The 21578-nt window shown below is 44.4% G+C and carries 19 protein-coding genes; 2 read left to right on the top strand and 17 right to left on the bottom strand.

The features are described 5' to 3' along the window. Window positions 1–79: 79 nt before the first annotated feature. The 11 genes from KAH81_00095 to KAH81_00045 all read right to left on the bottom strand — a co-directional run bounded on the left by KAH81_00095 (window position 80) and on the right by KAH81_00045 (window position 12829). Entirely contained in the window at window positions 80–463 is a 384-nt protein-coding gene (locus tag KAH81_00095; protein ID MCK5832049.1) for a DUF2752 domain-containing protein, read from the bottom strand. 7 nt (window positions 464–470) lie between these two features. Continuing rightward, entirely contained in the window at window positions 471–1283 is an 813-nt protein-coding gene (locus KAH81_00090; GenBank protein MCK5832048.1) for a YIP1 family protein, read from the bottom strand. Window positions 1284–1342: 59 nt separating this feature from the next. Beyond that, entirely contained in the window at window positions 1343–3142 is a 1800-nt protein-coding gene (locus tag KAH81_00085) for an OmpA family protein (GenBank protein ID MCK5832047.1), read from the bottom strand. A 282-nt stretch (window positions 3143–3424) separates the two neighbouring features. After that, the gene (locus tag KAH81_00080; protein ID MCK5832046.1) at window positions 3425–3958 is read right to left on the bottom strand and encodes a hypothetical protein; all 534 of its coding nucleotides are present in this window, start codon (window positions 3956–3958) and stop codon (window positions 3425–3427) included. A 69-nt stretch (window positions 3959–4027) separates the two neighbouring features. After that, window positions 4028–4942, bottom strand: coding sequence for a protein translocase subunit SecF (gene secF, locus KAH81_00075; protein MCK5832045.1), 915 nt, complete (start codon window positions 4940–4942; stop codon window positions 4028–4030). A gap of 17 nt (window positions 4943–4959) precedes the next feature. Further along, a complete protein-coding gene (gene secD / locus KAH81_00070) occupies window positions 4960–6957 on the bottom strand; it encodes a protein translocase subunit SecD (protein ID MCK5832044.1) in 1998 nt (665 codons plus the stop codon). 129 nt (window positions 6958–7086) lie between these two features. Continuing rightward, entirely contained in the window at window positions 7087–9888 is a 2802-nt protein-coding gene (locus KAH81_00065; protein MCK5832043.1) for a type IX secretion system membrane protein PorP/SprF, read from the bottom strand. Beyond that, window positions 9885–10859, bottom strand: coding sequence for a hypothetical protein (locus KAH81_00060; GenBank protein ID MCK5832042.1), 975 nt, complete (start codon window positions 10857–10859; stop codon window positions 9885–9887). Before KAH81_00060 ends, KAH81_00065 begins: the two co-directional genes overlap by 4 nt. Further along, window positions 10852–11883: a hypothetical protein gene (locus KAH81_00055; protein MCK5832041.1), complete on the bottom strand. Its 1032-nt coding sequence runs from the start codon at window positions 11881–11883 to the stop codon at window positions 10852–10854. Before KAH81_00055 ends, KAH81_00060 begins: the two co-directional genes overlap by 8 nt. Window positions 11884–11919: 36 nt before the next feature. Beyond that, window positions 11920–12402, bottom strand: coding sequence for a hypothetical protein (locus KAH81_00050; protein MCK5832040.1), 483 nt, complete (start codon window positions 12400–12402; stop codon window positions 11920–11922). Between the two features lie 16 nt (window positions 12403–12418). Next, a complete protein-coding gene (locus KAH81_00045; GenBank protein ID MCK5832039.1) occupies window positions 12419–12829 on the bottom strand; it encodes a helix-hairpin-helix domain-containing protein in 411 nt (136 codons plus the stop codon). A gap of 120 nt (window positions 12830–12949) precedes the next feature. Between KAH81_00045 and lptG the strand changes: the two genes are divergently transcribed. Both lptG and KAH81_00035 read left to right on the top strand, forming a co-directional pair. Continuing rightward, on the top strand, window positions 12950–14026 hold the full coding sequence (gene lptG, locus KAH81_00040; protein ID MCK5832038.1) for an LPS export ABC transporter permease LptG: 1077 nt from the start codon (window positions 12950–12952) through the stop codon (window positions 14024–14026). A 283-nt stretch (window positions 14027–14309) separates the two neighbouring features. Then, window positions 14310–14912, top strand: a complete 603-nt coding sequence (locus KAH81_00035) for a DUF2179 domain-containing protein (protein MCK5832037.1) — start codon at window positions 14310–14312, stop codon at window positions 14910–14912. A gap of 95 nt (window positions 14913–15007) precedes the next feature. On the opposite strand, the gene KAH81_00030 is transcribed toward KAH81_00035, so the two are convergent. The 6 genes from KAH81_00030 to KAH81_00005 form a co-directional block, all read right to left on the bottom strand. Next, the gene (locus KAH81_00030; protein ID MCK5832036.1) at window positions 15008–16240 is read right to left on the bottom strand and encodes a hypothetical protein; all 1233 of its coding nucleotides are present in this window, start codon (window positions 16238–16240) and stop codon (window positions 15008–15010) included. Window positions 16241–16272: 32 nt separating this feature from the next. Further along, complete coding sequence (locus KAH81_00025; protein ID MCK5832035.1) at window positions 16273–16965, bottom strand: ABC transporter ATP-binding protein; 693 nt, start codon at window positions 16963–16965, stop codon at window positions 16273–16275. Between the two features lie 24 nt (window positions 16966–16989). Then, window positions 16990–18213 (bottom strand): ABC transporter permease, encoded by a 1224-nt coding sequence (locus KAH81_00020; protein MCK5832034.1) that lies wholly within the window; start codon window positions 18211–18213, stop codon window positions 16990–16992. Window positions 18214–18232: 19 nt separating this feature from the next. Continuing rightward, window positions 18233–19447: an ABC transporter permease gene (locus tag KAH81_00015; protein ID MCK5832033.1), complete on the bottom strand. Its 1215-nt coding sequence runs from the start codon at window positions 19445–19447 to the stop codon at window positions 18233–18235. Window positions 19448–19478: 31 nt separating this feature from the next. Next, window positions 19479–20702, bottom strand: coding sequence for an ABC transporter permease (locus KAH81_00010; GenBank protein ID MCK5832032.1), 1224 nt, complete (start codon window positions 20700–20702; stop codon window positions 19479–19481). 23 nt (window positions 20703–20725) lie between these two features. Next, window positions 20726–21578 (bottom strand): ABC transporter permease (locus KAH81_00005; GenBank protein ID MCK5832031.1); only part of this gene is annotated, 853 nt, incomplete at its 5' end.

Genomic DNA, 21578 nt, shown 5'->3' with positions numbered 1-21578 from the left:
CAAACTCTTTAATACTTGACTACTTACCCACAAAACTAAAATTCGATTCTTGAAACGAACATTCTAAACTACTCCCTATTCACCCTCTAATAAATACCTCATATATCCAATTCAAAGCTAAGAGAACAATCATAAAGTATCGCTGGAAACCTTTTCTTTGCTGCGTTGTTGCCCACTTTTTTAAAGGCCTACCTATCGAATATCCAACGAAGGCCATAAGTCCCCACACAAGCAATGCTAAGCCCCCCAATACAAAGAGCGGATTGGCCAAAATGGCCGCTAACAATCGAAAATTAGATAACTCCATCAATGCTGTTCCTGATCCGCAGGCAGGACAGCGAATCCCGAAAAACTTCCATGATGGGCAGAACATCAATTCATTCGGCACATAAGGAAGTATTAACCTCGCAGTTATTACTGCAATAAGAGCTATTAAAACCCAAACTCCGTGAATAGGGTGCACATAATTCTTATAAACCACCACGAGCCATCGAACTAAAAGCAGCTAACATAGCCCCACCGAAGATCATAACAATAACTCCAGTGAAAAGACAACACACAATCATCGGAAGCAGAACCGCCCAAACAGCTACTTTGTTTTCTATGTTATGTGCTTCACGAAGGCCATTAATACAGAGTATTATTCCCCAAATTGTGGCCACCAAAGAACCGGCAATAGGCACCACCTTGGCAATTTCAGCTGTTTTGGAATATGCTACTACGCGGAATGTTACTTCGAAATCCTCTTCGGCTCCGCCCAATAACATTAACATAAGATGATAAATCCCAGCTTGCACAAAAGTGCCGATAGTCACGGCTATCGGTACTATAATAATTCCTAGAAAGAATCCCAGAAACCCAAAGGCCATCTGCCCGGACATAGCTGTTGCTTGCTCGCTAAGGCCAAACATAGCAAGTGGCGCTATACTTAAAGATTGCGCGAGAAGAGACCAAAGCTGCCCAATAACCCCACCAATTGCACCGAAAATAATAGCATATAAAAGCGGCATACCATAGCCACCATGCTTCGGCATTCCTTCAAAGAAAGTGGATGCTTCAAATATTATCTTCTTGACTGTATCGATGAGCGCGGGGAAGAAACCGAGTTCCTTCATCCTCTCCCATGGAGAATCTTCATCGCAGTTAGCACCAACACCCGGAATATGCTCGAAAGCAGGGGCTTCGTCCGGATCTAATTGGCTTTCTGGTGGAACCATAGCACCACAATTAGTGCATTTGTCCTCGTTGATAGAACCACCGCAATATGGACACTTTTTATCCATCATACCTCCTTTAATTGCTCCCTTTAATGCTATTATCCCCACATCAATTCATTATTCAATCACAAATCGATTATTTCGAAAACAACTCTCCTGTTTTCTTGTTGTCCGACCTCGGTAGAATTTTCAGATATAGGATTGCTTTCACCATAACCACGAACCTCGATTCTTTCTTTATCTATACCATTTTCAATTAGCCAGTCGGCAACGGCCTGGGCCCTTTTTGCCGATAGTTCGTTGTTATACTCGAAAGTGCCAAGGCTGTCCGTATGTCCGGCAATCTCTACTACGAGACTTTTATTTTCGTCCAAAATTGTCTTCACGCGATTAAGCTCGCCTACCGATTCCGGCCTGAGTATCGCTTTATCGAAGTCAAAAAATACATTTTTAAGAACAGTCTGTGCACCCCTTTGAATTGGTGAAATAAAAATATCATGGTGCATCTCGCTATAGGCTTCCGCCTCTATAAGATCGAGATGTGCACTTGCCGGTAAATATCCTTCTTTTTCTGCAACATAACCGAATGCCTCTCCCACAGGCAAAACAATGAGGTATTCCCCTGTGAGATCATTACTCATAACCGCCCCGATATTCTCTCCGGTCGTGAGTTTTTCCCATGATATTTGAGCTTCTACCGGCGTTGAATCCGGTTCCATCACTCTACCGGATATTGTAACGACAGCACCCGGTCGCGCCTCCGAGGGTAGCGTAATCATCCAAATATCGCTCATGCCATACCCACCATCAGCGCTCGAAACAAAATATGCGACATCTCCCTTCGCAGGGATTGTATAATATGCATCCCATCCAGCGGTGTTTACCTGTTTGCCCAGATTCACGGGCTTAGACCATCTTTTCCACGAATCATCCAGCCTTTCTGATTTATACATATCCTGGCTTCCGAGACCTACTCTACCATTCGAGGAGAAATATAGCGTTTTACCATCGGGGGCCAGAAAAGGAGTCCCATCGGTTCCGCGTGTATTTATATCTTTACCAAGATTGAGAGGCGAACTCCATTTTGCTCCCCCTGAACCCTCGGACACAGCTCGCGAGATATAAATATCCAAATCGCCGAAACCTCCGTTCCTTTCAAGCGCTAAAAATAATACATTACCACCCGATGCCATAAATGCGCTTGTTAAGCGGTTATTATTGTAATAATCTGCGATATCGAGCGCTACAGGTTCGCGCCAAATACCACGTGAGATATTGGCTGTGCTAAAACCGCTGTCTTTACTTCCATTCCTTTCATACACCCCCGCTAAAAGCGCCGAGGTTCCACTTGGGGAAATTGAAAGAATACCATCGTGCCAATTTGTATTGAGTGGTTTCCCTATATTAGCGGCCTTACCCCATTCCCCATTTTCGTTCCTTTGCGAGTAATAAATATCTTGCTTTCCTTCGCTTTGAGGATTCCCATCGACTATAAAATAAAGCATATCACCATCGGGGGAAATGACCGGCGCGAGCTCTTCGTATGAGCTGTTCACATTAGCCCCTAGGTTTATTATTCTAACAGCAGGGTCCTCCGGAGCCGAGACTATCGATAGCAACTCTTCAAAAACGGCTTTTTTTCTAGAATCTTTTACTCCTTCAAGGATCGCGTTCAACTCTCGGGCAGCAGAATCCCAATCCTTGATACCTATGTAGGCTGTTACCATCTCTCTTTTAACTCTCAATTTATCGCGACTCTCAATATTTTCCATATCGATAACTTGTTCAAAAATATCTAGAGCCTCTTTATATTGTCCCTTTTCGAGATATTGCTTGCCCTTTAAAAATATAACCGGCAGACGCGCCGATAAAACCGTCGTTAAAATACAGATAAATGTAATTATATAATTTATTCTATTGCTCATTTTCATCCTAATAAGTTAACACTTATAAATAATATCTATGATTATCCAAATTTCTGCAACCAATTTTAATTATAAAATTGTATGGATACTTGATATTCGAATAATTTAGGTTAGGAAAGATTTAAGGTTATAATTTGTTTTACTATAAGATCGTATCTATATTCGAGTCAGAATGTTACCAGATTTGAGGATTCGGCGAAAAGCGCTATGGCGTTCAGTTAAATTAAAACTAGAAACCCAGCCGAATGGCTGGGTTTCTAGTAATTTTAGAATGATTCCATTTTACCAATTTATGATGTAAACACATTCGGGATATTGGACTTTCCGACAACACATATCATCCTCATGCTCGACCTTGACAGGTTTACTGTCATTGAAACGTCCGATATATGCTGATAAAAAACCCATATCGTAAGCACAAGGCCGTGGATTGTGACTGATAATACGAGCCGATCTATCCTCTAGGTCTGTGACAATATAACTCCCCGAATTACCTCCGCGATGATGGGACTGGTAGAAATCGTTTAGCTTTTCTACCGCTTCATGTGCATTGTGAATATTCTTTGGTAAATCGAGAACTTTAGGGATAGTGCGCCCTATTGAATAAAGAGCTGCATCGCCCAATTCGCCCGCAATATCACTGAAGACATCAAGCCAACTTTGTTCTGGATACCATTTATCGGGGTGAATATCAGTAATACCGTACTTTGCAAGAATGGTTCTAGCTAACTCCTCACTCATCATCCCTTCAATAATCGCAAGCATAGCATTGCCCTTAACCTCTGCAGATGGCGATAATGCTGAGTATTCCGGCATATTAATCTCCTCTTGGTATAATGAATTTAACTCCGGCGCCCTTATTTTCGCCGGTAAAACAAACCCAAATTATCTTTTGCCGCCTATTTTTTTCGGCGAAGCTTTTTCCCAAGCCACAACTATCGGACTAACCACATAAAGTGAGCTATATGTTCCTACAATTGAACCGACTATTAAGGCAAAAGAGAAATCGTGAACTACAGGTCCTCCAAAGAAGAAAATGCAAAACAATACAATAAGCACAACCAAAGTCGTGATAATGGTTCTGCTTACAGTCTGATTAAGCGACCTATTGACGAGATCGGCGAATTTTTCTCTAAATAAAATTCTCGAGTTCTCCCGAATACGATCAGATATAACAATTGTATCATTAATCGAATATCCGACAATAGTGAGTAAAGCAGCCACAACCGGAAGCGAAATCTCTTTGCCAAAAATCGTTAAGAAACCTATAGTTATAATAACATCGTGGAAAAGAGCAATAACCGCTGCTACGCCGAAGCGGAATTTGAAACGAATAGTAACATATAGTAATATACCCACCAATGCGAACAACGTTGCCCAAAGCGCTTGATTTCTCAATTCGCCTGAGACCTTAGGTCCAACAACCTCCTGGCGGCGAAGTTCAATCGAATCTTTGCCATATTGTTGCTGAAGCACTTCCATAACAGCTTCCCCTGGATTCTTACCATCTGCAGTAACATCTATAGGGATTCTAAATAAAACTATACTTCCATCACCAATTGATTGGATTTCGGCATCGGCAACACCTATTTTATCTACCATAGAGCGAATTTCTGCCATATTGACCGGGGATTCGAAACTAACTTCAAGAGCCTCTCCGCCTTTGAAGTCAATATTATATTTTGGTCCACCGTTAACTATAAGCGCAACGATTGTTACCAAAATCAGAATCCCACTTATCGTATAGGCAATTTTGCGTTTGCCTAAGAAATCCCAACTCGTATTTTTAAGGAATTCCATAACTACCTCCTGACCCTTTATATAGAAAGCTTTTCGATATGTCGTTTCGAAGTAATGAATTCAAATATCAACCTCGTAACAACAATAGCGGTGATCATACTAATAATAATGCCCATAAACAGCGTCACAGCAAACCCCTTCACAGCTCCTGTTCCGAAATTATAAAGAATTGCGGCTGTAATAAGAGTAGTGAGGTTTGCATCGACAATAGTTTTAAATGCGCGTGAATAACCAGTATCGATGGCAGTTCTGACAGTCTTTCCTGATTTAAGCTCTTCTCGAATACGCTCAAATATCAGCACATTAGCATCGACCGCCATACCGATAGTTAGGATTATACCCGCGATTCCGGGCAATGTCAATGTCGCCCGAAATGCCGCCATTCCAGCCATTAAAGCCACTAAATTGAGAATAAGAGCAATATCGGCGATAACACCGGACATTTTATAATACATAATCATGAACAAGGCTACAAGAATCGCGCCTACAACCGTTGCCATGACACCCTTGCGGATTGAGTCTTCACCGAGGGAAGGTCCAACCGTTCTCTCACTCTTAATATTTAACGGGACTGGAAGTGAACCTGCCCGAAGCACGATGCTTATCATCTTTGCCTCATCGAGCTCGGTGATACCGCTGATCTGAGCATCGCCGGTTATCTTGCTTCTAATATTCGGGGCTGAATACACACGCTCGTTGAGAACGATAGCAAGTCTTCTTCCAATATTGGAACCTGTAACCTGTGCAAATATTCTACTTCCCTGTGCATCAAAGCCAAGATTCACAACCGGTTTACCTGCCGCACGCGGATCTGTTCCGCTTCCAAAGCCGAAATTCGCCTTTTCGATCCTATCGCCAGCAATCTCTATCTTATCGCTTAATAGATAAAGAGCGCGATATTGAATGCCACGAACAACTTCATCTTTAGCAGCCCAAACTAGAACACTTCCATGTGGAAGCGCGTCTATCACGCTGGGAATCTGAATAATTCGATTGACTATCTCATATTCACTTCGAGGAACCATGATAACATCGCCCATAACCTCGACATGAGCAGAAAAAGGCCTGCTAATCTCACTCGCGGCGGCTTCCTCTCCAAACGGTAATTCATCTGGAATAGGGGAAGTGCTATCTGCTTCAAAAAGATCGCTTGTTGAAACAACCTCTTCTTCAACTACCTCTTCCGATGCTATTAGCTCATCCATCGAAGGAGCCTCTTCGACAACCGGTTCAGGTTCTGTTTTATCCTCGGATACAGTCATATCAGCCTGTTCAGATGTTTCTTCTGTTGCCTCCATAGCCTCGAGTTCTTCTTCATTTTCGGCACGATATGCCATAGTGAGAAGCTGTGGATCTGCAGCAAGTACAGCATCTACTTTTTCGACAGTCTGAATAACATCTTTTTCGCGACGAACCAATTGAAACTGCAAAATAGCAGTTTCTTTCAGGAGCGAACGCGCCCGTTCGGCATCTTGAATCCCCGGAAGCTCGACGATTATTCTATCATTGCCGGCTTTCTGGATAATTGGTTCGGCAACGCCGAATTGATCGATGCGGCTACGAATAACTTCTAATGCACCATCGACAGCCTTTTCTCGTTCCTGATAAATAGCTGTAAGAACCTCGTTATCGCTACCACCTAAATTTGGGAAATACTCAACTATATCAAGTTTTTCCCTTTTGAAGACACTTGGTAGGACTTCGATAAAATCCTTATTCTGATTATCAGATAGCCTCTCAGTTTCACGAAGCGCACCAATAAAATTGCCATCGCGCTTTGTAGCTTTAGCTGATAATAAACTAACCATGTCTGGTTCCATAAGAAGATGCATTCCACCTTGAAGATCCAACCCGAGTTTAATTGATTTCGATGAAAGATTTTCCTCTATATCCGGACGCTCCAGCTTATTTTCCTCTGTTAAAAGGTTAAGCCTGAGTGTTGGATAGAGAAAATACAGTGACAATATCACGATAACTACCGTGACTACCATTCTCCAAACCTGCGCGCCGCGCATGTTCTCCTCCTTATATTAAAATTATTATAAATCATTCGATTCAAAGCGTTAACTCACTCTCGAACATAAGAATTCACGATTATAAGGTTATTATTTCCTTTTGTCAAAGGAAAAAAAGAAAAGCAAAAATCATTCTATCCTGGGTGTAAATTCGACCTCGACCCTCCGGTTGATTATTCGGCCTTCAGGAAGATCATTATTACCATGAATGATTTTATAAGAATCCGAGCCTTTGCCTCGCGTGATAGCATATGACCTCGAAGATCCATAACCTCGAGCGGACATAGTTGAATTATTCTCTGCGAGCCATGACTCGAGTTGACCTTCGGTGTCCATATTAAGAATCTTCATTATATATTCTTTAAAAGTAAGAAACTGTTCCTCGGCACGACGCTGTGAAAGCTTGAGATTCCCAGTTTCGACACCAACAACATCGGTGTGTCCGCCTATGACAACATCGAGCCACCCATCTCTTTGGACTTTCCCAACTATTTCTCGCGTCAATTGCTCCATTCTCACAGAAGCATAATCAGGTTCACCAAAAGCACCGGCAAAAGCAAATTGAACCAGAATAAGACGGCCAGATATATCTCTACTATTTGTGAGCTCTACAGTAAGAGTCTCTGGCTTTGTAACCGACTCCTGATCAAATTCATCGACAATCTTAGCATAAGCTATATAGCAATCTGAGGGGTCGACTAGACCGTCGCCGGGTATAGTCCAATCCCATGTTACTGTTTTCAATAGGCCTTTTTTATCGCTGAATTCTCTGTATGTCTTTCCACTGCTGTTCTCTATTATAAGGCGCGATCCAACAATTTTGCCTCCACCCTCGGTTTCAATATTAAATTTACTTTCACCATATCCGGGTTCAATTTTGAGTTCTTCATCAGGGATCTCAAAAGCCCTCGGTTTATAAAGAATCCCACTGGCAGTGATAATAATCTTGGGGTTCTCGTCTTTATCCTCGCGAGAATACACTCTTCCAGCAAATCTCTGCCCAACAAGCTTAGCTAGTTCTCTCTCGATAGCATATGCTGAATCGAGAGTGGGCGCAATAGCAACTATCTCGAAAAGCGGATTCTCGTATAAACGCTTCTGAAGTTCCTCCATGTCGAGGCTGTTTAAAGCATAAGATTTAAGAAACCATTCGTTAGGTTCGCCTGGCTGGACACTCATTTCGACCCGGCGGTTCTCCTCTGCGGTATATTTTTTTCCAAGACGTGTTCCCTCAAATTTTTCCTTCTCGGCCCTGGCATGAGATCTTCTATGCTCTGTCGAAATTTCTATCCTATCGGCTAATTCGGGTTCGACTTCAATTATCGCATGTGCCACATTTCGCGCGCGTTCGCTCGAAAGAATTTGCCCCTGTTCACCTTGAGGATCGTCCGTTGAATAATAACCGCTTAAATAGAGAACCGCATCTGGATTATCGACCATTCGCTCAGCCACATTGGAAATGAGGTTATCGAATCTCTCGGCAACAGCTGCGGATTCCGCCTCGAAAAATACAATAGGTATTACCGGTTCGTCCTCAGTAATAATTATCTCTTGAGTAAGCCTCAAGAGCTCAAGATCAATATCGAGTGAGGCTTTAGGACGGTCATAAATGAAAAATCTTTTCTTCAATTCGTTATTAGTTTCGTCAAGTTCTAGAATATGGCCATCGATTTGGGAGTATGAATTACCAGAGTCATCGGCACGAGCTAGCAGCTCGAACTCGCCCGAAACTTCGCGAATTAACTCGAATTCAATAATACCATTTTCATCCGGCTTGATAGTCTGAATCTGTTGAGTCTTATATTGCCTTCCATCAGAAAACAGAGATACTCGAACATCTTCGGCGTTTCTAATGCCTTTATTCCTAACCTCTATACGAGCAATAAGTGAAGCATCGATTATTGGATTTCCCTCAATTTCGATGTTTTTGACCGTGAGATCAGGATATGCTGGCGGTGGTGGTTGGAATCTGTATGAAGCAGAAACCCTATGCGATGGAACACCTATCCCAGTCAGTGGTTGAGATATTTCATATCTCGCACCGGGTCCAGTATTCAAATCTAGATAATAATTAGCCCCAAGCCCGAAAGCCCATCTTCCTGCAAAAAAGCCAAGTTCGAGTTTGCCGTCCATAAAATCCCTACGAACAGCTATGTTTGGGTCAATATCGGACGCAAAATCACCGTATTCAGAACGATAGTTCAGAGAAGGCGCAATGCGGATACCCTCCCAAGGAAGGAAAAACTCTCCTCCAACTTGTAACTCCATCGGAAGCCTATCCTTTTCGCCGGCTTCCAGCGCAAAATTCGGACGATTAAGGTCATCGCAGGAGAACTGGAGAGAATAACTCGGTTTGCGGTAAACGAAACCGAATCCAAAAGAAAAAGCAGTAGAACTATACCCATCAATGAACAATGGGTCGCCCGAATCGCCTAAATGGAAATCATTCTCGGAATATGCTCTTCGACGAAAACGTGCTGTCACACCACCAAAAAGACCTATTCGATTCGTTTCGATAAAAGGATTTCTCGCCCTACCCAATCTCTGGGCATAGTGTAATGAATAGGACTGGGTAGAAACCATTCCGCCATTGAATATTCCGATGCCAGCGCCAAAACCTCGGTTTAGGACATGATGAACAAACAATATATTCCCCGAGGACAGGTTGTCTCCAATGCCCCAAAAATATCTTTGAAAATCACAAGCAACTTGGGTTTGTGGAACAGAGGCAAGCCCTGCGGGGTTCAATAATGCGGGTCTTTGCGGCATAGCAAAAGAACCGATCCCATTTGCAGGCATTCCATCCAACAAAATATTGTTTTCATAAGGGAAAAAACCGCTATCCGACGAATCAATATCGACTTGCTCTGAAATAGCAACAAAGGAAAAAAGAAGCAAGATGACTATATAAAAACCATTGCCTCTATTCATAAAACAGCTGTTTTTTCCGGGTTTTTAACGAGCGCTGTTGTTTGTGATATTTTAATATCATAAGCTCTTATAATAAAACCCGCTTTGATTGTATCCTCTATCAGAGGTTTATCATTAATCCCATCGAGGGAGAATCGAGATATTTCTATCATTTTGCCCGAGTTCTCGATAGCTTTAACAAAACCATTTATCTTATTGTAACTTCCAATCCCCTTGACTCCAATTAAATAGCGACTTCCGCCTGCAATTTCCTCTCTTCCAACCGCAATTGTATTTACGGAAGAAAGCCCGCAACTTCTAGCGAGGGAATCGATCTCCCGAAGTATAGCTCCGCGCAGATATGGCGGAATTGGAGTTTCGCTACCGCTATACGATAAAACGGGAGCCAAATTAACTCCGAGAATGTATTCTGTTTTTCCTCGGACGATATTAAAATCGATTATATTCTCGATCATAACTGCATTAGTTCTAAAAATGGGGCTTGAAGTCTGAATATCGACATCCATAGGAAGAACCCCAGTGATAAATATCACACCTTCCGAACCGGTTGTCATCGAGAAAACATCCCCCTGAACCGCCCTAATAATTTCGATTAAGGGCGAGGTCCTTCGGTGCCATGGCATTAACTCCGGAAACAGTCTTTTTGGGGGTTGTGGTTTTTCCGGAGGTTTTTCGGTTACAGGAAGTTTTTGATCCTGAGGTATCCTCGGTGTGGTTTCACCTTGATTATTACTTGCCTTATCACTACCATGCCCGATTCTCGGAGTTTGCTCCGAACGGGCATAGTGTTTCATAGCAAGTTTTGGTATAATCTTTGGAAGATAGTTCCATGCAAATATCGCCAGGACTACAACGAATACGCCGGCTATAGCCATAATAATCCATCGATTCTTTTTCTTGCCTTCTTCCTGTTCAACAAGAATCGGTGCGGCCTGAGGCTCGATAAGCTTTATTGTAAGAAACTTAGACATAAGGCGATCTCATCGCCATCCCAAAAGGTTTAATCAATCTTGGCCATGGAACAGTTGTTTTAAGTTTAGAAATATCTACCCACGAACTTTTAAATGGATCTGTATCGAAAACCTGCATATTCATATAATTCCCCATTTGAGAAACAAGATATGCTTCGGCGTAACAACCACTTGCAATAAGCATCTCCGGGCTTTTTTTGCCTAAGACATATCCATGAATAGCGAAATGCTTATTGAAGGCTTGTGTCATAACTTGGGCCAACTCGAATGCACCATCCTCGCCCGAGATGACTTCTTTAGGTGTATGGAACAACCCTCCCGGAATAAAATCGCCATTCACAACCATACAGAAACTCGTGAAAGGCGCGGATATATCGACAATTAAAAATTTATCGCTAGGATAATCGATGAATATAACAGACAGCGCATTATAAGCCGCAATAATATCCGGTTCGATGGCACAAGGCGATAAACCTAAAGAAATAAGAAGTCTCATCCTCTCATCAAGAAAACCAGTGCGAGAGGCGACAGCAAGGATCTTTTGACCGATTTTTCCCTCACCAGTCTGAACCGAGCGTATCTTATATGAAGCGGGATTATCATTTATATGCTGTCCCATCTCCCATTGAAGATTATCGTTATCCTCGACGAAATAGCCCTCTGGTGTATCGAATTCCTTCAGTGTAAAAAAGTGGGAAGGGATATTTATACTAGCCACATACGCATTAAATTTAGCGCGTTTTTTCAAGGTTTTGAAGGCTGTCACTATTGCAGCAGGATTTTCAATACGGCCATTTTTTACGATTCCCGGTTGAAATTTTTCTTCGTCAGCCGAACTAATAGAAATAGATTTTCCACTAATCAGAGCTTGAAGAGCTATGATTCTATCCTCTTCGATTGAAATACCTAAGGCGTTTCGTTTGTGAGTAAGATCGAAACCCTCTGGTATATTAATCTGAGGTGCTTTAAGCGCCGGTTTGGGCTTATCCTTATTGGATTTTTTTAGATCTTTTTTATCCGACACGGTATTATTTTTTGCCTTCTTTCCCGTTTAGAACTCCTATTCTTCTTCCCAAGTAAACTGCCCTTTGATAACCTGCCCGTGGCCGCTAGGACAAGAAATCGAATAAAAGATAGAATCGCGTGCATGAATAATATATTCCTTGCCGTCGATTGGGCATTTGGCTATAAAATCCTCTGGTAAAAACGGCTTTAGAAGCTCGATATCGTTTGTGAATAGCCTGACTTTGGCTTTTTCGACAGTCTCTTCTTCATTTTCATTATCCTTTGCGTCCTCTTCAGCAACCTCAGTTGTTTCCGGTTCGGCAGGTTCATCAGAAGCATGAAGGAGAGATGTATCTCCATAGGTCGAAAAGAAATCTACCATAGCCGAATTCAGTGTTTCCATACGCGCATGGCATTCCTTTTCGGCTTCTTCTATTTCATTCTTTTTCATTTTTGGGACGATCAATGCGGCAATTACACCGACGATAAGTATCAAGATGATAACATCTAAAAGAGAAATCCCAGATTTGTGGTTCACGAGTCCTCCAGTTGTTTTATTGTTCAACAATAATCTGTGGTTTAATTTTACTAAGAGTTACAGAGCCGATGCCTTTCACTCTAAGCAAATCCTCCGGTTTATGATATGGGCCATTTGCCTTTCGGTCCTCGATAATCCTATCGGCGAGAACCGGCCCTATCGAGTTAACATGAAGCAATTGCTCCTTGCAAGCTCGATTGATATCAACGGGGCCGGAGGGTTCCGGTTTAATAATATCAGCTTTTGTTAATTCTTCGACCATTTCAACCATCGAAGAATCGACATCAACAACTTCAATAGGGGCTTGTTGTTCAGGGAAATTGTTCTCTCCTTGTTTGAGAAAGCTGTCTATCACAAACCCGGAAGCAAGCCCACCGAGAATGAACAACAAAAGCGTTATTTCTTTTTTAGTAAATATATTGTTCATTCAATCTTCCTATTTTTGATCTATAAAATATATCGCTAAATACAATCTAATCAACAATAATCCTTTATAAACTATTAATTTTTTATATTTTGAATATATTAGAGTTTAATAGGAGGAGTTTTGAAGCTTTTAGATAAATACATTCTCCGGAATTTTTTGGCTTTTATTGGATGGGCCATACTCGCTTTTCTTATCCTTTATTATGTTGTCGATATAGTCGAGAATGTAGATAAGTTCATCGATAAGGAAGCTGAACTAATTGATGTTATTTTATATTATCTGTCGTATACTCCATATATAATAGTGCTTGTTAGCCCCATCGCGCTTCTTCTAGCTGGGAATTTTACCTCCGGGAATTTTTCGCGTCATCGAGAAATAGTAGCAACTCGATCTGGTGGAATAAGTTCGCTCAGAGTGGGTGCTCCCATAGTATTATTTGGGCTTATCTGGGCTTTTTTTATTATCTTTTTCAGCGAGTTCGTCGTTCCGAAAACTAATGCAATAAGAGAAGAGATAAAAACAGAAAAGATAGATAAAAAACGCACGCGGACCACGAGAGTTAGGGATCTTCTTTATCAAGGAGACGACGGGAATGTGTATTCCATCGGTTCTTTAGACCCAAAAAGATCCCGTGCGATGGATATTCTTATAGTGAGTTTTGATTCTCACGATAAAATTGACAAGATGACGAGAGCGCGCGAAGCCCGTTATGAACATGGTCAATGGATATTATATGACGGGCATATCTATGGCTTCTCGGACAACAATACACATCTATATAGTAGTTTTTCAGAGAAAAAACTACGTTTTCGCGAAAGTCCCATCGAGCTTGCTGAGCGTCGGGTCAATCCAGACGAAATGGGTTTCTTCGAACTTAGGAGATTTATTTTAAGGGTTCAACGCGCGGGTGGTGATCCCCTTAAAGAGCGAACAGACCTTCTTATGAAGATAACATATCCATTTATTAATTTCATAATTCTTCTTTTTGGAGTGCCTCTTTCCCTTAGATTTAGGCGCTCGGGCCTGATGGTTGGCTTCGCGCAATCTGTAGCTATAGGTTTTCTATATTTTGGTGTTATTAGAACAGGCCAGGTGTTAGGGTATAATGGAACATTGCCTCCTATTCTTGCCGCAACACTTGGAAATATAATCTTCGGTATAGCTGGCATATATCTTCTTTTTTCTTTGCGTGAATAGCAACTTAATACAATAGATTAATTTAGAAAAACGCTTTTGTTAATTTCCATATGACTTCAGCCGCCACGCCCATCCGGCGCTGTCACGATTTTTGCTTTTCCGTTAATAATCTTAAGATAGCATTCTCATTTCCTGTGCAAAAATCCCCACCAAACCCTTCTTCCTCACTCGCGCCAGCGCCCCCATCCCCATTCGGTAAAAAAAGATTATTATTATATTGAAAAGGGATTTTTCTTTGCTATTATCGCCGTTCTGAATTCGAACTGAGACAAATGAGGTAATCGTGTTTTCTGAGTTATTTTTTGAAAGCTGGGCTTTCAAATGGGCGATACTCCCTGCGCTTATATTTTCTGCTAGGGTTTTCGATGTTTCAATTGGGACTATAAGGATTATTATGGTTTCCCGAAGTCGCAAGTTTATTTCGGCTTTACTCGGTTTTTTTGAAGTTATGATATGGCTTTTAGCTATTGGGCAGGTATTGCAAAATCTAACCAATCCTCTTTATTATATTGCTTATGGAGCGGGTTTCGCAATAGGGAATTATATTGGGATTTTGATAGAGGAGAGGCTAGCCATGGGGATACAACTTGTAAGAACAATAACTAAAAAGGACGCAAGTGAGCTTATAGCTTCTTTAAGGGAGCATGGTTTCATGGCAACTTCTGTGCCGGCAGACAGTAGTGCGGGTCCGGTCAATATAATTTGGACAGTTCTCAGGCGAGCCGATCTAAATGAAGTGATCGATGTAATACAGGATTTTCATCCGCACGCCTTCTATTCTGTGGAGGATGTCCGTAAAGCCAGTGATGCCATTCCGCCTTTCAGGCCGAGTAGTGAAGTTTCAGTCGCGCGTCGCTTTTTTCCATTTGGGAAAAAGGGCAAATAGATACTGTCGATATCAATTTGTATAAAAAAATGAAGCTTCTATAAAAAAGCAATCCGACAGCTTAAATGGTATATGCTATTAGATTAGAGATTGAATCAGAAATACACCCGAAACGACATGAACCACATGTCGGGATATATCCCGAATTCGGATTTGCCGGTAAACGATAGGCCGCCGCTCGACTCGATCTCTTCTTTGCCGAAACCGAGGTTCGCGCCGAGCGAGATATAGACGTCCTGCGCGAAATTGTATTCGAGGTTCGGCGTGAAAATCGCGGAATAGTCGTTCAGATTCCACATGCAGTTCAGCGAAGCGCCTAAAAGCGGCGTCAATGGATGCGCGCCGCCGGCCATGGCGTAGTGCTTTCCCATGAGATAGACGCCGCATTCTTTATAGGCAATATTATCGGTGTTCGTTAAGTAATTATCGGGATCATCGGTGCCCGCGCCATTGTAGTGGTATTCGCCGAAAAGGTATGTTCCGTCGCCCAGAATATAATCCGCGCCTGCGGTGAGGCGAAAGAACTCAGTGTGCCAACCTACCGCGCGTGGTTCGACATGCGCCGCCTCGATCCATGTTCCCGCACCGCCGATAGCGCGAGCTAAATCGATACCGTAGAGCGTGTTGTCCCAAAATGATATTACCGTCGCGGATATGTCCGTTTCGAGGAAATACAATTTTGTGCGCGCGAAGATGGCATCGGTTATGTGCAAGTCATTGAATTTATATCCGGGGAGATAGCCTGCGTCGATCTCGGACATCATGCCGAGGGGGATTCGAATCCGCGCGGCATCGACTCCGGGGCGCTCCTCGATATCGAGATCGTCGAACGAAAACGGCGAGATAACATCGGTGGGATTTACCATGCGCGCGCTGCCCCATGCTATCGGTTGCCTGCCGAGTTCGATATCCGCGAATGGCAAATAGACCGCGATCAGGGCGCGATCGAGGTTCTGCATGAGCGCGAAGCCGGTGCCGTCGTAATCGCCTGGCGAAATAACCCGCGTGATGTCGCCCACGCGGTAACTCGCGATGCTTTGGGATTCTTCGTCGGTTTCGCCTTCGAGGAGATTCATCATTTCGCCGGTGAATCGGGGCATAAGATCGTAAGAGACCTTCATCGTAAGGAAATCGGCGGGTGAATAAGTAGCCTTCAGGTTGATTCTATAGCTCGATGCGCCGGTTATTTCGGGAAGAGATATTCCTTCGACTTTCGGGGGATAGACGACGGTATTGAAATTCTTAAAATATCCGCCAACACCGAAGTCTCCGGCGGAAGCAGTGAAAACGACGGTCAATAAAATCGAGATTAAAACGATGCTCTTCATTCGATCACCCCTTTTCAAGCTATAATAATTTATCAAATCCGCACTTCGTCGTTCGATATTTTACCGTCAGTGAGCGTGATCACGCGTTCCGCACGGTCGATGACGATTTGGTCGTGCGTCGAGAATAGGAAGGTCATCCCGGTTTTTTTATTGAGCTTGTGCATCGTGTCGAGAAGAGCGCCGCTTGTAGCCGAGTCGAGGTTTGCGGTCGGTTCGTCGGCGAGGATTATCGACGGCCGCGCGACCATCGCGCGAGCCACGGCTACGCGCTGTTGCTGGCCGCCGGAGAGCTTCGGCGGAACCCTGCCCTCGAATCCCTCGAGTCCGACCTCTTCGAGAATTTCCAGAACTCGCCGATGGCGCTCGTCCTTCGGGATTCCCTGGAGCAACATAATGTATTCGATATTCTCTTCGACCGTCAACACCGGAATCAGGTTATACGCCTGAAATATAAAGCCGATATGGTCGCGCCGAAAGTCGGACAGTTCTTTACCACTCATCTCGGACATAAGCCTGCCATTAAGCCAAACCTTGCCGTCGGTCGGCGTGTCGAGTCCCGATATCAGGTTTAAAAACGTGGTCTTCCCGGAGCCGGACGGCCCGACCAACGCGCTGAATTCGCCATTTTCGATTTTTAAATCGACCCCGCGAACCGCCTCGACCGGAACGCCTTTTCCGTCGTATGTTTTTTTAACATTTTCCGTTAGGATGATATTTTCGCTCATTTTGATCTCCTTAAATTTTCGTCGTTAAAAACTTCGTTTCATCGCTTTCGCCGGACTCATTCGAGCGGCGTGTATTGCGGGATAGATTCCAACGATAATTGTGAATATAAAAACCCCGATGGGATAAATAATGAACTGTGAAACTTTTAGCACCGGATAAATATTCTCGCGCATCGCGATTCCGCTGAATTCGATTCCGGTGAAATCGATACCGATGTGCGCGATAAGTGCGGTGACACCGAACCCGAGAACGACCCCCATCGCAATTCCGACAATCGAAAGCGATGCGGCCTCCAATATCAATAATTTTACGATGCCCATCGGTCTCGTTCCCACTGCGCGAAGGACGCCCAGCTCGAACATGCGCTCGTAAAGAGCCATGAAAAGCGTATTGAGTATCACGAAAACCACGATCCCCATCAAGATCAGCGCCATGAAAATTTTAGCGACGATCAACATATCCGACATCGAGGCGATCATCGGCATTATAGTCGTCCAGCTAATCGCTTCGTTTGAATCGACCGAGTAATTCGACCAGAAGGCGGCGGTGCTGTCCCGGCTGATATTCGGATCGACGAATTTAATGGTTATCGTATGGGCGGTCTCGCCGATCCCGAGCATCTCACGGGCTTGCGGTAGCCCGATAAACACCGCGCCGGAATTCATCGAGCGGTCACCGAAATCGAAAATGCCCGAAACACGGAAGAGCTGTTGCGATATGTCGCCGGTCTTTGTTTGAGCCACGGATAATATTAACTTGTCGCCAAGTTCGACATCGACGATCTCGGCGAGTTTAACGCCTATTAGTATATCTCGCGGATTATCGCCATCGAAGAATTGGCCGTCGACTATAACCTCGTCGATAATCGAGAGGTCGCGTTCGGACTGCGGAGCAATCCCGTGGATCGATATACCCCGGACATCTGCGGCGGAGGTCACGGTTCCGAATGATTGCGTTCGCGGAGTGAAAGCCGCGACGAGAGTATCGTTCGCGAGCTTTTCGATAGTCTCCGAAAAATTAGATATAGTTAAATTGGAGGTTTGTTTTTTGCGAAAATCCACATGGGTAATCTGCGCCTCGCCGAGGAAGGTCGAAGTCGCGGCTTCTATGAAGCTTTTTTCCTCGCCGATGAAGAGGGCATCCATGAATATCAGCGCCGCGAGTCCTAAAGCTATGGCAAAACTGGCGATTATAGTCCGCCTTTTATTCCTGAAGAGATTCCGCCATGCAAGTTTTACGTATAACATTTTTTCTCCTTCTTCATTATCAATGAAATCTCATGGATTTTGCAGGCTCCGTCTTTGCGGCGCGTAATGCCGGGAAAATGCTGACAATAAGCGCCGTAAAAAATACGGCTATCGCCGGTTCGAATATCGTCCGAAGGTTGACCTCGGATTTCATCGTATCGACGAGAATACCGCCAATCTCATAAGGTTCGGGATATACGATCCCGCCCCTCGAAAGAGCGAAATTGACCGCACTTCCGACAATGGCCCCGCCGATTATACCGAGAAGACTCATCATTGTAGATTCTGTTATTATCAAACGGAATATACTTATAGGCCTTGTGCCGAGTGCCTTCAAAATCCCGAATTCGCGGGTGCGCTCCAATACCGACATCAGCACGGTATTGAGAACCCCGACGGCCACAATGAGCATTATCACAAACTGCATCACAGCTTGCGCCTGCTCTTTAGACTCGATCATCTCAGCTAAATTGACATTAATTTCGTCCCATGTAGATACCTCTATCCCTTTTCCGGCGAGCTTGCTCTTTATTGCCCCCGAATATTTCCCAAGCTTCTTGATATTATCGATAATAACTACGATCTCATGCGCACGATCGGGCATCACCATAAGCTCTTGCGCATCATCGAGGCGCATATATACGGCCATGCGGTTCGTGCCTTCATTGCCGACATCGATGGAACCGATTATTCGATATAGATCGTTGCCCATCGAGCCGTCGGCTGCCTGAACGACGAGCACAAGCTCGTCTCCGATCCCGGCACCGAGAGCCTCCATTAGGCCTTTTCCGAGAATCACCTCATTCGATTGGTCATCCGAAAAATTATTTCCGGTTTCGATCTTTGCCGAGAACGTCGTCGCCGATTCTTCCAGCTCCGGATCGACCCCGATGATACTCGCGGCGTCGCTTTTATCATCGACCGATACGAGTCCCGCCGCGTACAACCTCGGTGCCCAAGCCTCGACGAAATCGAGCGATGCCAGCTCCCCCCCGATCCCCTCGTAATCCTCGATCACTTTATAAAGCGTCGGCTGATCGAGATAGCCGTCGGCATGAAGCTGAATATGGCCTAAATATGCTCTTGTGAACATATCGATTATCATATTGAAACTGCCCATTCGCATACCGATAGCCATCGAGCCGAAGGCGAATCCCCCCACGATAGTCGCTATCGTGAGTATGCTTCGGCGTTTCTGGCGAATAATATTTCTGAACGCTAATTTAAAGATCATCTTAGCTCGATCCTCCTATTCGGAAAATAGGTCATACGCTTTTTCTCATAGCATTTGCCGGGTTCATTCGCGCGGCGCTCACCGCCGGGAATATCCCCACTATAATCGTGAAAAGAAAAACACCTATGGGATAAATTATAAATTGTTGTAAAGTTAATACCGGCCTTATTTTGTCGCGAATCGTCAAGCCCATCATCTCCATGCCGCTGTAATCTATCCCAATTGCGGCGACGGTTTTAGTAAGAAGAATACCGATTATCGCCCCGATAACTATGCTGATAATCGAAAGCGCCGCCGCCTCGAAGATCATCAGCCTTAAAATCGCGAAAGGCCGCGTTCCGAGGGCTTTTATGACTCCGAACTCGAACATACGCTCATAGAGAGACATAAACAGGGTGTTCAGGATCACGAAAACCACTACGCCCATTAAGATGAAGCTCATTATCCCGCGCGAAAGGTCGCTCATCTGGAAAACGCTGACCAATTGTGGAAATATCTCTTTCCAGGATATCGCCTCGTTACCGTCGGTCGAGAATTTAGACCAGAAAGGCAAATCCTTATTCTGACTGAATTTGGGATCGGTGAATTTGATAGCGATAATGTGGGCTGTCCGGCCGAGTCCGAAAATCTCCCGAGCCTTGTCGAGCCTGATAAAAGCGGCGCCGCCGTCCATCGCCCTTTCGCCTAATTCGAATATCCCCGAGACCCTGAACAAATCCTGGACTATATGCTCAGAACCGGCGCGAGAGTTCGTTATTATGACCCTGTCTCCGAGACCGACACTCAATATTTCCGCGAGTTTTTTTCCGATCAATATATCGCGGGGATTATCGCCTTCGAAATACTCGCCCTCGAACACGGCCTCGTCGATGATCGAGAGATATTTTTCGTTTTCAGGATCGACGCCGAAGAGACCGATGCCGGACATCGACGAGGCCGACGAAATCGTTCCGAATGCGCTTATCCTGGGTGCGAATTTATCGACGGACGGGTCGTTTTTGAGCCCGTCTATAACCCGCTCGAATTCGTTTATAGTGAACTCGACCTCTTGAATCTCGCGAAAATTTTCGTTCAGAATTTGCGCTTCGCCCATGAAAGACGAGGTCGCGTTATGGATATAATTGTCGAGCATCCCGATAATCATCGCATCGGTGAAAATAAGTGCCGCCAAACCGAGGCCTATCGCCGTTCCAGCGATGAAAGTCCGGCGTTTGTTCCTGAAAAGATTTCTCCATGCGAGCTTTATATATATCATAGCTTTCTCCCGATCGGTCCTTTTTAATGGAATCGCATAGCCTTTGCCGGCACGGTTCTCGCCGCCTTGATCGCCGGGAAAAAGCTAACGATTATCGACGAAAATAGGACAATAAATGTCGGCACGAGGATGCTTTTCAGGTTAATCTCTCCGCGCATCGTGTCGAACGGGATCCCCGCCACATCGATCTGGAAGTTCAGTTTGATTCCGCGAATCGAGAGGATGTAGTTCGCAGTCAACCCGAGAATTTGGCCTATGGATACGCCAATTATCGACATGAAGAAAACCTCGGTTATTATCAGGCGAAAAACCTGTCCCGGCCTCGTTCCGATGGCCTTGAGAACCCCGAATTCGCGCGTGCGTTCGAGGACGGACATCAAGACGGTATTCAAAACGCCGATAGCGACGATTATCATTATTGTAATATAGACGACGTCGTTGCCCTGACGGTCGGCCTGCATCGCATTATAAAAGGCCTCGTTGACTTTTCTCCACGGCAAAACCTCGAGCGACGGTTTTGCGAGCTTCGACTCGATATCCCCGACGATCCTATCGACCCGCTTGATATCCTCGACCATGATGACGATCTCGTGAGCCTTTCCCTCGAGGACGAACAGCTCCTGCGCGTCCGCAATGTGCATATATGCGTTTATCCTATCGCCCATCTCGTCGCCGCTTTCGACGATGCCGATAATATCGTATAGGTCGTTGGCGAACGAGCCGTCGGCGGCCTGCGATAGAATAATGAATTCATCGCCGATCTGCGCACGGAGCTTTTTTGCGAGTCCCTTTCCGATAGCGACTTCCTTGGAAGCGTCGATGGAAATGCTCTTCCCGGACTTCACTTTACTATCGAAAAGTGTAGCCCGGTATTCC

It is taken from the genome of bacterium (genome assembly GCA_023145965.1).
In the GTDB taxonomy this organism is placed as follows: domain Bacteria; phylum UBP14; class UBA6098; order UBA6098; family UBA6098; genus UBA6098.
This window is presented reverse-complemented; position numbering and strand designations above follow the sequence as displayed.